The following is a 12,749-nucleotide window of genomic DNA, read 5'->3' as shown; positions in this document are numbered from 1 at the left end:
AAAGCTCCGGTGGTCGAAGAGGTCGCCGAACCGCAGCCCGAGGTCGAGGCCGAGACGCCGGCGCCCGCGAAGCCGGCCCCGACCGGTGGCGGGCTCGCGATGAAGGGCCCGGCCAAGGCACCCGGTGGCGGCGGACTCGGCATGAAGGGCGCCGCCAAGGCACCCGGCGCCAAGGCGGAGTCCCCTGCCGGCGAAGCCGAATCGACTCCCGAGGCACCGGCCGCACCGGTCAAGGGCCTCGCGATGAAAGGCCCCGGCAAGAAGCCCGGCGGGCTCGGCATGAAGGGCGCCGCCAAGGCTCCCGGAGCCAAGGCGACTCCTGCCCCGGCCGCTGAATCCGCTCCCGCGGCAGAGTCCGCGGCCGAGGCACCGGCACCCAAGCCGGTCAAGGGCTTGGGGATGAAGGGCGCGGCTAAGGCTCCCGGCGCCAAAGCGCCTGGCGCGAAGGCCCCGGCAGCGCCCGCCGAGAGCAGCGCTGCCCCGGAAACCGCGGCCGCCGAAACGGTTTCGGAACCCACGGAGACCAAGCCGTCGATTCCGGCCAAGGGATTGGCCATGAAGTCCGGGTTCAAGCGTCCTGTGGCGAAGGCACCGGGCGGCTCCGCACCGGCGGCTCCGGCCGAGCCCGCACCGGCCGAGGAGCCTGTCGCGGATGCCACCCCGGCAGCGGACTCGACTGCGGCAGAGTCGGTTTCGGAGCCGGATCAGCCCGCGAACGGCAACGGTGCCACCGAAGCGACTCCCCCGGCAGCCAAGCCAGGCGGTCTCGGCTTCAAGTCCGGCGCGAAGGCTCCTGGCCGCAAGGGCTGAATCAGATAGTTATCCAGCTCGACCCGGATCCGCGCGATGGATCCGGGTCGAGCTGTTTTCCGACACCACGATCGCATTGATCGAGTAACCACCACCCTCGATGACCTGATTACCGATCATGATGGTGTTGCGCACAATCCATCATTCTGTTGACGCGCCGGCGGATTCCGCCGGGCGCCAACTCGCTTTCCACATTCAGCAAAATTCTCGGCCGACGAGTGGGGAGGCACTGGGGACTGCCTTGCGCATAGCGCAATAGCCACCAGTTCCCTTACGCCACTGCCGATCCCGGCTACGAATAGCCGAAAAGCGCGACACGCCCGCCGTGCGGATACCTCGACGTCTTGCCCCGGTTCCAGTCAGCGCCCTATCGTTTTTGGCACATTAAGAGCTCGAAATGTTTTCTCTGACATGACGTTTGATTACTGATCAGTATGCCGGCCTCTGCTGCTCAGGCTATTAGGAGCGCAATGATCAACAAACGAAAGCTGACGGTACTCGGGGCGGCCGTAGGGATTGCCCCTTTCCTGGCGATTCTGTTCCCGGCCGGTCTGGCGAACGCGCACGGTTACGTTTCCTCGCCGCCGAGCAGGCAGGCGCAATGTGCGGCAGGCACGGTGTCCTGCGGCCCGATCAAGTACGAGCCGCAAAGCGTCGAGGGGCCCAAGGGCTTACGCACCTGCAATGGCAATCTTTCCCAATTCGCCGATCTCAACGACGACAGCAAGCCGTGGAAAGTGTCGACGGTCGGCCAGTCCGCCACCTTCACCTGGACGAACACCGCCCGGCACAGCACTTCCAATTGGGAGTACTACATCGGCAACACTCGAGTCGGTCTCGTACCGGGCAATAACCAGCAGCCCGGCCAAACAGTCACGCACACGGTGAATTTCGGCAATATCAGCGGCCGCCAGAAACTCCTGGCCATCTGGAACATCGCCGATACCGCCAACGCCTTCTACGCCTGCGTCGACCTGAACATCGGCGGCACACCCCCCACCACCACCCCCACACCGACCACCACCCCACCCACCACAACAACAGCACCCCCGACAACCACAACGCCGCCCACCACCACCCCACCCGGCTCCCGCCCCTGGACCGCGGGCACCAGCTACGCGGCAGGCAACGAGGTGACCTACGACGGCTCCCGCTACCTCTGCCGCCAATCCCACACCGCAGCCCCAGGCTGGGAACCCCCGAACACCCCCGCCCTGTGGCAAAAGATCTGAGCCACCCCCACGTCCCGGACCTCGACCCATCGTCGAGGCCCGGGACGTGGGAACTAGGGCCGGGTCAGGGCGGCGTAGCGGGTCAGGTGGTGGTCGCTGGTGCCGAATTCTTGGTCGATGGCGGTGAGGCGTTTGAAGTAGTGGCCGATGGCCAGTTCTTCGGTCATGCCCATGGCGCCGTGTAGTTGGACGGCGTTCTGGCCGATGAAGCGGGCGGCGCGGGTGATGGTGACCTTGGCGGCGGAGACGGCGCGGGCTCGGGTCGAGGCGTCGGCTTCCAGGGAGTAGATAGCGAGGTAGACGGCGGCGATGGCTTGTTCGAGTTCCATGTACATGTCGACCATGCGGTGTTGCAGAACTTGGAAGCTGCCAATGGGCTGGCCGAATTGCTTGCGCTGCTTGACGTATTCGAGGGTGTCGGCGAGCACCTTGCGCATGCAGCCGACGGCCTCGGCGGCGACGGCGGCGATCGCCTCGTCGACGGTGGGTTCGATGGCGACCCAGGCGGTTCCTTCGACGCCGAGCAGCGCGTCGGCGGGCACGGCGAAGCCGATGAAGACGATGTCGCTGGCAACGCGGTCATCGATGGTCCGATAGGAGTGCACCTCGACGCCGGCAGGCGGGCTGTCCGCGTCGAAGTCGGTGCAGAACAAAGAGATACCGTGTTCGTCACGGCGGCCGCCTGCGGTGCGTGCGGTGATCAACAGGTGGGTCGCCAGTGGCGCGCTGGTCACGACGGTCTTGGTGCCGTCGAGGAGCCACGAATCACCTTCGCGCCGTGCGGTAGTCGACACATCGTGCAGCGTCTGGCCCGAAGTCGGTTCCAGCGCGGCGAAAGCGGTGCGCACCTCGCCGGACACGATCTGCCGCAACAGCGCATCGGCCCGCTCACCACCGGACCTGTTCAGCAGTCCGGCACCGATGACGACGGTGTCTACGAACGGCTCGACCACGAGTGCCCGCCCGAGTTCCTCGGCGATCACCATCAATTCGATCGGCCCACCGCCCATCCCGTCGACCCGCTCGGGCAGGGTCGCACCGAGAATGCCCAGTTCGTCGGCGAATCCGCGCCAGACCGCGGGCTGCCAGCCCGCACCGACCTTCGCCGCGGTGCGGCTCTTCGCCAATTCGTATCGGGCGCCGAGGAATCCGGCGATCGCGGTGCGGAGCAGTACCTGCTCGTCGGTAAGGGTGAAGTCCATCAGAGCCCCAATGCTGCTTTGGCGAGGATGTTTCGCTGAATCTCGTTGCTGCCCGCGTAGATCGAGCCCGCACGGTCGTTGAAGTAGCGCAGCGGCGCGACGGCTTGCCACGCCGCACCACTGCGGTAGTCGTCGGCCGGCGGGGTGAACTCCGCTATCGGCCCACCCGGTTTCGCGGCATGCGGCTGATACACGCGCCCGCGTGGACCGGCGGCCACCAAGGCGAGTTCGGTCAGCTTCTGACTCAGCTCGGTAGCCAAAATCTTCAGCATCGACGAAGCCGGTCCCGGGTTCTGCCCCTGCGACATCGCTGAAATCGTGCGGTACTCCAGGATTTCGAGCACCTCGGTGCGAATCCGCGCCTCCGCGAGCCGCGCCGCGAATCCCGGATCGTCGATCAGCGCATTGCCGTCCGGCCCAGGCTGTTGCGCCGCATCGGCGGCGATCTCCTGCGCCATCGCCTGCAGGTACGGGGCCATCGCGCCGCCGCGCTCGTGCACGAGCAGGTACTTCGCGACGGTCCACCCGTCATCGATCTGCCCGAGCACGTTGCTCTTCGGCACTCGGACGTTGTCGAAGAAGACCTGGTTCTGCACCTGCTCACCCGAGGTCATCACCAACGGCCGAATCTCGATGCCCGGTATGTTCATATCGATCAGCAGGAACGTGATGCCCTGCTGCTTCTTCCCGGCTCGCGACGTGCGCACCAGACAGAAGATCCAATTCGCCTCGGTCGCATGGGTTGTCCAGATCTTGCTGCCGGTGCACACCAGGTCGTCGCCGTCCTCGACGGCCGCCATCGTCAGCGACGCCAGATCGGATCCGGCCTCCGGCTCCGAATACCCTTGGCAGAAGAAGACTTCCCCGGTCAGGATCCGCGGCAGATAGAACGCCCGCTGCTCCGCCGTCCCATACGCGATGATCGCGTGCGCCACCATCTTGATCCCCATCGGGGACAACGCGGGCGCCCCCGCCAGCGTGGACTCCCGATTGAAAATGTAGTGCTGCGTCAAACTCCAGTCGCACCCGCCGAACTCCACCGGCCAAGCAGGCGCAGCCCACCCCCGCTCATGCAGAATCCGCTGCCACGCCATGCTCGCCTCGTGGTCCGGATACACACTCGTGGCCAGCCGCCCCGCCCGCCGCAACTCCGGCGTCAGCTTCGCCTCGAGAAACTCCCGCACCTCATCCCGAAACGCCAAATCCAACGCTGACCAGTCGTAATCCATCTGCCCTCCCAGAGGGTGCGCACCATTGCTCGCCGTCGACCTGCGGGCCGAAACGCGCCGAGAACCTATGTATCGCTCGCCACTGTAGCAAACTGATGTCGCCCGCCAGCACTTACGGTGACAATGGACGTACGATCGTTTCTTAAAACACGCTGAACTGCATATATTTACAGATATAGTCTCTTGAGGGACTATATCTGCATGGCCGACATGACTGCCGCCGAAGCCGCCGAAGCACTTGGCGTGACCCCCCGCCAAGTAGCGCGGTTGACAGCGGAGGGCCGAATCCAGAGCGCGCGACGAGTCGGACGAACGCTGGTGCTCGACGCCGAGTCGGTGCGCCGGTTGGCCCAGCAGCGGCGGCGCCGCGGGCGGCCGTGGACTGAACGCATCGCTTGGGCGACGCTGATGATCCTTTCGGGCTCAGATGTCGCCTGGATCACCCCGCCCGAGCGTGTACGCCTCACGCATCGCCTTCGTAAGGCGGAAGCCGACGACCTTGCCTATCTCACGAGTCAACGCGCACAGGTCCAGCGATTCCGCTGTCACCCATCCGCACTCGATGAACTCTCCTCGCACATCGTGCGATCAGGAACGTCCGCCCTCACCGAGGCCGACCTGCGACGGCTAGGTTTGACCAGAGCCGCGGACCGACTCGACGGCTACATTCCGTCCGATGCACTCGGTCCCATCATCGATGGTTTCGGCCTGTCCGCAGATCTGACAGGCAACGTCATACTTCGAACGGTCGCCACCGAGGACGCGTTTGCCGACGGACAGACTCCACGCGCGGCCATCGCTCTGGACTTGGCCGAATCGTTGGATACACGAGACCACGCGGCAGGGCTGCGAGACCTGACAACTCTTCTCGGAGATTTGAGCCATCGTGAGCGATAGACACGACCGCACGCTGTGGCAAATTCCCACTACCGCAGGCGGTTGGGGACCGCCATGGCCTCAGGTCGCCGAACTAGTCACCGTGCTGCCCGGAGATCAATGGACGTTGATCGACAGAACGTCGAGATACGCCGTCTAGGTGGGAGCCGGTAGGTGGCGGCTAGCAGGGGTTGCGCTCGCCGATCTTGACCACGGAAAGCACCGCGTCTCCCTCACCGATCGGCACTCCAGGCGCCGGAGTTTGCGCGACAACAATCCAATTCGCATCCAGCACCTGCATGCGTCCCTTCCCGGTCGCATCGGTCGACCTCGAATACCAAACTCCCCCTTCCTGGATCTTGTTCTGCGCGGCCTGCAGGTTCATGCACACCACGTTCGGCATCAATGCCTGCGCGGTCGGCGCCCGTTGAACGGGCGCTGGCGGCGGCGTCGGAACCTCCTGCCGGACCGTCGTTTTAGGGATAACAGGTGATGTGACAGCGGCGGAACTCACCGGCGCCGCAACCGATGTGGTTGCGGAGGCAATCACCGCCTTACCTCTGTCGGTCTCCGCCCCGCAGCCGCTGACGGCGACCATAACCAATCCACAGATGCCCGCGATCAACATTCCCGGCGTCGATGTCCGCCTATTCCGCGTGCCCGGGCACTCTTGCGGCGGCCTTTGCGAATTCGAATGGTGCGGTCGATACGACGTCATGTCGTTCCCTGCTCCCGTAGTGAGTGAGGGGTCAACCGTACTTCCGAACACGCACGCACCGTGTCGGTCGATCACTGGACAAGACCATGTAACTGACGTGCCCCCAGGGCGTCGTCAGCACCCCTCGAAGGCGGCTTTGAGGTAGCCCGCGGATTGATAGACATAGTCGTACGCCCACCGGGCGACGGACAGTCGCGGTTTGGGGTCGACGAAGAGAAGTTCACCGTCCCAGCACTTTTCGAGGATGTAGCGGGCTCGGGAGATGTGCGGGGTGAAGGTGACGACGATGACGCGGTGCCAGCCTGCGGCGCGGGCCATGCGGGCGAGTTCGCGACCTTCGCCCCTGGTGGTGCGGGGCGAGGGGTCGAAACACAGCACCTCGAAGCTGTAGCCGCCGTGACAGATTCGGTTGATCATGGCGCTGTGTTCGTAGGGGTCGGAGAAAAGGACGCGCGGAGCCAGACCATCGTGAGCCATGTGCAGGGCCAATTGTTCACGGCCGTCGTGGGCTCCGCCGAGTACGAGGATGGCGTCGGCGGGCACCGGGGTGTCGGTGCGCGGGCGGACGTAGACGGGCCACAGCGACGACACGGCCACGGCGACGACAGCGACCAGAATCAGCCAGGTCCAGGCCCATCGGCGACGTCGCATCCGACCGATGCTAGCCGGATCCGCGCAGGTCAGGGCATCCAGCCCGATATATGTCGCCACATGTACACCTACCGTTGCCGCGACCCTTGCCTCGGTGACGCGGTGCGGCCACCGGCAGGGCTTATCAATCGATCATGCGATGCACAGTCTTCGGAACCGGGTACCTCGGGGCCACGCACGCAGCGTGCATGGCCGAACTCGGACATGACGTCATCGGGGTGGATGTCGACCCAGGCAAGGTCGCGAAGCTGTCCGATGGTGTGGTGCCGTTCTACGAACCGGGCCTGGAGGACGTGCTGCGGCGCAACCTCGACGCAGGCAGGCTGCGATTCACCACCTCCTATGCCGAAGCGGCGGCCCACGCCGACGTGCATTTCCTCGGCGTCGGCACGCCGCAGAAGAAGGGCGAGTACGCCGCGGACCTGAAATACGTGCACGCCGTGGTCGATACGCTGGCACCGATGCTGGAGCGGCCGTCGGTGATCATCGGCAAGTCGACGGTGCCGGTCGGCACGGCCTCGGCGCTCGGCGTCAGGGCCCGCGCGCTCACCTCGACCGACGTCGAAGTGGCCTGGAACCCGGAGTTCCTGCGCGAGGGCTTCGCGGTGAAGGACACGCTGCGCCCGGATCGTCTTGTGCTCGGGGTGGATCGGGAACGCTCCGGCGCGGGCTGGGTGCAGGACATGGTGCGCGAGATCTACGCGGACCTGATCGCCGCCGAGGTGCCGTTCCTGCTGACCGATTTGGCCACCGCGGAATTGGTCAAAGTTTCGGCGAATGCCTTTCTGGCAACAAAGATTTCGTTTATCAACGCGGTATCGGAGGTCTGCGAGGCGACCGGCGCGGACGTAACGATGCTTGCCGACGCGCTCGGCTACGACGCCCGCATCGGCCGCCGATTCCTCAATGCCGGACTGGGTTTCGGCGGCGGCTGTCTGCCGAAGGATATTCGGGCCTTCATGGCGCGCTCCGGTGAACTCGGCGCCGATCACGCGGTGGCATTCCTGCGTGAGGTCGACAACATCAACATGCGCCGCCGCACCAAGGTGGTGGACATGGCGGCGCGCGCCTGCGGCGGTTCGCTGCTCGGCGCGAATGTCGCGGTGCTCGGCGCGGCGTTCAAACCGGAATCCGACGATGTTCGCGATTCGCCCGCGCTGAATGTGGCCGGAATGATCCAACTGCACGGCGCCGTGGTCACCGTGTATGACCCTAAGGCGCTGGAGAATTCACGCCGAGTGTTCCCGACGCTGAACTACGCGACCTCGGTGGCGGAGGCCTGTGAGCGAGCCGACGTTGTGTTGGTGCTCACCGAATGGGACGAGTTCACGGCGCTGCGACCGGAGGATCTGAATCGGGTAGTTCGGACAAAGTCGATCATCGACGGGCGGAATTGTCTCAATCGTGCCAACTGGCGAGCGGCCGGATGGGTGTACGCGGGACTCGGCACACCGTAGAGTTGCGTCGCGAAGGCAGGGTCTATGGCCGGACGAATAGTCCTGCCGTATGCACAGGCGCTCGTCGACGGTATGGTCCGGGGAGCGGGCCTTCGCGCTGGCTCGCATGTCGTGAAGTGTGAACGAGATGGGCAGCTGATGAGTTCGGTATTGGGAGTTTCGGTGGGGGCCGGCGCTGTCCGTATGGCGCGTCCGCACACCGCGAACCCCCACGGGCACGTCGAGGCGCACTCGTTCGATCTGCAAACCATTCCGGTCGGCGAGCAGACGGTCGAGGAATTGGCCGCCGAGGCGATCGGCGTCACGCTCGAGACCACACCGGACATCACCGCTACCGCCATCGCCTACCGCAGCGAGCAGCACGCGCGCGCGGTCCGCGCGGCCATGGCGCGCCAGCAGCTCACCAATTACGAGCTCGTCCCCGAGGTCGTCGCCTCGCTCGAATTCGCCCAATCCACCGGCGACATCCGGGGCATCTCCTCGCTGGTCGTCTACGACCTCGGCAGCTCAGGGCTCACCGTGAGCGTGGTCGACACCCAGTCGCGCGAGGTGCGCTACAGCGAGCGCACCAGCGATATCAGCGGCGACTATCTCGACTCGCTCATCCGCGAACAGCAGATCGCCTCCGGCCGGATCGCGCATCCGCCGGACGCCGCCGGTCTGGCCACGCTGGACGGGCTCTGTCGCGAGGCCAAGGAACAACTGTCCACGAACACCGCGGTCGCGCTGCCCAGCGAGCAGGGGCTGGTGTTACTGGCGCAGGAGAACTTCGAGTCGCTGATCATGCTGGCGATCGAATCGTCGGCGCGGATGGCGCGCGACGTGATCACCCGCTCCGATCGTCCGGTGCACGGCGTGCTCGCCATCGGCGGTTGCGCCCGGATTCCGCTGGTGGCCAGGGTGCTCGAACGCTGGATGGGCGTTCCGGTGATCGTGCCGGAGAGCCCGGAGACGGTGGTCGCCCGCGGTGCCGCATTGCTGGCCAGGCCGGTGCTGCCGGAGCCCGTGGTGGTCCCCGCCGCGGCGGCCCTGGATCCTGAGCTGTCCCCGGCGTGGTTATCGGCCCCGCCCAAGCGCCGCAAGCGCGAGATCAGCGGCGCGGTGCTCACCGTCAGCGCGCTCGCGGTGGTGGCCGCGATCGGCCTCGGCCTCGGCTACGGCCCGCAAGTGCTGCAACGTGATTCACACAGCGAGGGCTCGCCCTCCGCGCCGACCACCACCTCACCGCGTACCACCAACCTCGCGCCGCAGATCGCGGTCGCGCCCGCCACCCCGACCGAGTCGGCCGCGGAATCGGTCGCCGCGCCCCCGCCGCGCCGCCAGACCACCACCGAACCACCACCCCCGGCCCCCGGCCCGAACACCATCGTCGTGCCCGGCTTGCCACCCATCGTGGTCCCCACCATCCCCCCCGAAGTCTTCCCCTTCCCCCCACCGCGCTGACCCGCCAACAGCCACACTCTTTCCCGGGATCCGCACTCGCTCTGCGGCCCTAGAGCGGGGCGGACCCCGAGAGTGGGTGCGGCTGTTCGGCGGGCGAAATCAGTTGCGCGCGTGACGGGGTCGGCGTGGGGGCTCGGTGTGGTCGCGCCTGCCGAAGGGTTTGGCGAGTACGACCGCGATGGCCGTGGTCAGCGGGACCGAGAGCGCTAGCGCGATGCCACCGACGGATGAACGCGCGATCTCGATGGCCACCGCGTCGCCGGTCAGCACGTCGCGAATCGATCGGCCCGCGACGCTGAACAACATCAGCAAGGGCAGCGCGCCGCCGGCGTAGGCGAGCACCAAGGTGTAGACGGTACTGGCGATGTGGTCGCGCCCGACTCGCATGGCCGCCGTGAAAACCTCACGGCGGGTGGCCGACTCGTCGATCGCCGCCAGCTCGAACGCGGCCGACGCCTGCGTGATGGTGACGTCGTTGAGCACGCCGAGCGAGCCGATGATGAATCCGGCGAGCAGCAGGCCGGTGATGCTGACGTGCTCGATATAGGTGGCGACGTTGGTGTTCTGTTCCTCGGAGAGCCCGGTGAGATGCGTCATCTCGATGGCAGCCCAGGACAGCCCCGCCGCGACGAGCATCGAGGTCAGCGTGCCGAGCAGCGCCGAGCTGGTGCGCAGGTTCACCCCGTGCGCGAGATACAGCACGGCATACAGGATCAGCGCGCCGGCGACCAAGGCGACCGGGATCGCGGGTTTGCCGTCCAACAGCGCGGGCAGCAGGAACATCACCAGCACCGCGAACGCGAACACCAGCCCGATCAGCGCGCGCAGTCCGCGCCAGCGCGCCACCACCACGACCACCACCACGAACACCGCGACGATCAGCAGCAGCGGCATGCCGCGCGAGTAATCCTCGAACGAATACATCGGGGTGCCGCTCGGATCGGCCTGGCGCACCACCCGGATCTTGTCGCCGGCGTGCAGGTCGGGTTGTCCTGGGCCAGGCGGGAGTTCGAACAGCGTCTTGTTGCCCTTGTGCGGTCCGGACTCGATGTCGACCAGGCTGCGCTGACAGGTGTAGGGGCTGTTGCGCGGCACGTCCGGCTTCTCCACGAACACCTTGCCGTTCGACGCGCTGCCGCACGGTCCGACGTCCTGCATGACCACCGTGCCCGCCTCGGTCTGCACCGCGCCGCCGCCCGCGTTCTGCATCGGCAGCGGAATGTCGATGTGCTGATTGCTCGGCCATAGCAGGACGGCGCCGAGTAGCACGGCGGCGCCGATGACGGTGAGCAACCCGACGACGACGCGGGCGGCGTTGTCACCGATCGCGATCGGACCGGAGTGGTCGTGGTGATGGTGATGCTCGGTCATGACTGCGCGGGGCTCCTACCCTGTCCTTGGTATGAGCTGGGTTGTCCCAGCGGGCAGGAACGGCTGTTCAGCCGGAGTCGGCTGCCCGCAGCCGAGCTTAAAGGATTTCATTTTCAAAAGCGGCGCGGCGACCGGGAAAGATCGGGCCGAAGTCGGCGCGATGGCCGGGAGGGGGTTCGGAGGGGGCGGCGGAGAGCAGGGGGATGTCTCCGCCGCCCACAGGTCGGCGGCCCAGGGGGTAGGCGGCCGAACCCGAGACCGGGTTAACCCAGGGGGGTAGGCAACCCGGTCGGGCACTCGAAAGTGCCAAGTCCTACTGTACACAAAAGTACTTCTAATGCGCTAGCCAGTCTCCAAACTTCGCATATATCCGTACATTCGGTCTGTTTATGAGCTAGAAGCGGGGCGACTCGGCGGCCCGGATCCGGCCGCGCAACCTACTGGCGATAGCTCGACAGAAAGTTGCCGAACCGCTCGATGGCCACCGCGAGGTCCCTGGCCCACGGCAGCGTGACGATCCGCAGGTGATCATGCTCGGGCCAGTTGAAGCCGGTGCCCTGCACCATCAGGATCTTCTCCTGCAGCAGCAGATCCAGGATCAGCTTCGAATCGTCATGAATCTCATGGACATTCGGGTCCAGCCTGGGGAACGCGTAGAGCGCGCCTTTGGGCTTCACGCAGGACACGCCGGGAATCATGTTCAGCCGCTCCCACGCGACGTCACGCTGCTCAAGCAGTCGCCCGCCGGGCAGGATCAGATCCTCGATGCTCTGATGACCGCCGAGCGCGACCTGAATCGCGTGCTGCGCAGGCACATTCGGGCACAGCCTGGACGAGGCGAGCAGATCGATGCCCTCCAGCAGCCCGGCTGCGTGCTCCTTCGGGCCGGTGATGGCGAGCCACCCCGCGCGGTAGCCAGCGACCCGATACGCCTTGGACAGGCCATTGAAGGTGAGGCACAGCAGATCTGGCGCAACCGAGGCCAGCGAAATGTGCTTGGCATCGTCGTAGAGGATCTTGTCGTAGATCTCGTCGGCGAGCAGCAGCAGCTGATGCTTGCGCGCTATATCGGCAAGTTGCTGAAGAATTTCCGCAGAATATACGGCGCCGGTCGGATTATTCGGATTGATCACCAAAAGAGCCTTCGTCTTATCGGTGATCTTCGATTCGATATCGGCGATGTCGGGCTGCCAGCCGCTGGACTCGTCACACAGATAGTGCACCGGCGTGCCGCCGGCCAGACTGGTCATCGCGGTCCACAGCGGGTAGTCCGGCGCGGGGATCAGCACCTCGTCGCCGTTGTCGAGCAGCGCCTGCATGGTGATGGTGATCAGCTCGGAGACGCCGTTGCCCAGATAGACGCTGTCCACGTCCAGTTCCGGGAAGCCCGGCACCAGCTCGTAGCGGGTGACGATCGCGCGCCGGGCGGACAGGATGCCCTTGGATTCGGAGTAGCCCTGGGCATATGGCAGCGCCGCGATGATGTCGCGCATGATCACATCGGGGGCCTCGAACCCGAACGGGGCCGGGTTGCCGATATTGAGCTTGAGGATCCGATGACCCTCGGCCTCCAGCCGTGCCGCCTGCGCGTGTACGGGTCCACGAATCTCGTAGACGACGTTCTGCAGCTTCGTGGACTGCTCCAGAACACGCGGCGGGCGATGCGGTAGATGACTTGGGCTCACCCGTCCTATGGTGCCATCTGTCGCAACCGGATAAAGCCCCGCTTGTGCGCGTCCGCCGTCGAATCCGGCAATGTG

10 protein-coding genes and 1 pseudogene are annotated in these 12,749 nt (G+C 65.8%); 5 read left to right on the top strand and 6 right to left on the bottom strand.

Translation table 11 applies throughout. The features are described from left to right. Positions 1–810, top strand: a pseudogene (locus tag ACIBCN_RS42815) (Fe-S oxidoreductase); the annotation flags it as partial. A 470-nt stretch (positions 811–1,280) separates the two neighbouring features. Next, positions 1,281–2,042 carry a lytic polysaccharide monooxygenase gene (locus ACIBCN_RS42810; protein ID WP_396998400.1) on the top strand — a complete coding sequence of 254 codons (762 nt, stop codon included), beginning with the start codon at positions 1,281–1,283 and terminating at the stop codon, positions 2,040–2,042. Positions 2,043–2,095: 53 nt separating this feature from the next. On the opposite strand, the gene ACIBCN_RS42805 is transcribed toward ACIBCN_RS42810, so the two are convergent. Together ACIBCN_RS42805 and ACIBCN_RS42800 are read right to left on the bottom strand one after the other, a co-directional pair. Beyond that, the gene (locus tag ACIBCN_RS42805; RefSeq protein ID WP_396998398.1) at positions 2,096–3,244 is read right to left on the bottom strand and encodes an acyl-CoA dehydrogenase family protein; all 1,149 of its coding nucleotides are present in this window, start codon (positions 3,242–3,244) and stop codon (positions 2,096–2,098) included. Beyond that, the gene (locus tag ACIBCN_RS42800; protein ID WP_396998396.1) at positions 3,244–4,473 is read right to left on the bottom strand and encodes an acyl-CoA dehydrogenase family protein; all 1,230 of its coding nucleotides are present in this window, start codon (positions 4,471–4,473) and stop codon (positions 3,244–3,246) included. Before ACIBCN_RS42800 ends, ACIBCN_RS42805 begins: the two co-directional genes overlap by 1 nt. A 201-nt stretch (positions 4,474–4,674) precedes the next feature. On the opposite strand from ACIBCN_RS42800, the gene ACIBCN_RS42795 reads away from it, so the two are divergent. After that, positions 4,675–5,370 (top strand): helix-turn-helix domain-containing protein, encoded by a 696-nt coding sequence (locus ACIBCN_RS42795; protein WP_396998394.1) that lies wholly within the window; start codon positions 4,675–4,677, stop codon positions 5,368–5,370. Positions 5,371–5,530: 160 nt separating this feature from the next. Here the strand turns inward: ACIBCN_RS42795 and ACIBCN_RS42790 are convergent, their stop codons facing one another. Next, positions 5,531–5,977 carry a PASTA domain-containing protein gene (locus ACIBCN_RS42790; RefSeq protein WP_396998392.1) on the bottom strand — a complete coding sequence of 149 codons (447 nt, stop codon included), beginning with the start codon at positions 5,975–5,977 and terminating at the stop codon, positions 5,531–5,533. Between the two features lie 204 nt (positions 5,978–6,181). Continuing rightward, entirely contained in the window at positions 6,182–6,718 is a 537-nt protein-coding gene (locus ACIBCN_RS42785) for a YdcF family protein (RefSeq protein WP_396998390.1), read from the bottom strand. 134 nt (positions 6,719–6,852) lie between these two features. Between ACIBCN_RS42785 and ACIBCN_RS42780 the strand changes: the two genes are divergently transcribed. Both ACIBCN_RS42780 and ACIBCN_RS42775 read left to right on the top strand, forming a co-directional pair. Further along, positions 6,853–8,175 carry a UDP-glucose dehydrogenase family protein gene (locus ACIBCN_RS42780; protein ID WP_396998388.1) on the top strand — a complete coding sequence of 441 codons (1,323 nt, stop codon included), beginning with the start codon at positions 6,853–6,855 and terminating at the stop codon, positions 8,173–8,175. 138 nt (positions 8,176–8,313) lie between these two features. Then, positions 8,314–9,618 carry an Hsp70 family protein gene (locus tag ACIBCN_RS42775; RefSeq protein WP_396998386.1) on the top strand — a complete coding sequence of 435 codons (1,305 nt, stop codon included), beginning with the start codon at positions 8,314–8,316 and terminating at the stop codon, positions 9,616–9,618. A 99-nt stretch (positions 9,619–9,717) separates the two neighbouring features. On the opposite strand, the gene ACIBCN_RS42770 is transcribed toward ACIBCN_RS42775, so the two are convergent. Next, positions 9,718–10,989 carry a YibE/F family protein gene (locus ACIBCN_RS42770; protein WP_396998384.1) on the bottom strand — a complete coding sequence of 424 codons (1,272 nt, stop codon included), beginning with the start codon at positions 10,987–10,989 and terminating at the stop codon, positions 9,718–9,720. 437 nt (positions 10,990–11,426) lie between these two features. After that, positions 11,427–12,683: a pyridoxal phosphate-dependent aminotransferase gene (locus tag ACIBCN_RS42765; protein ID WP_396998409.1), complete on the bottom strand. Its 1,257-nt coding sequence runs from the start codon at positions 12,681–12,683 to the stop codon at positions 11,427–11,429. Positions 12,684–12,749: the final 66 nt, after the last annotated feature.

Source organism: Nocardia sp. NPDC051052, assembly GCF_044456045.1.
Taxonomy (GTDB): Bacteria; Actinomycetota; Actinomycetes; order Mycobacteriales; family Mycobacteriaceae; genus Nocardia.
This window is presented reverse-complemented; position numbering and strand designations above follow the sequence as displayed.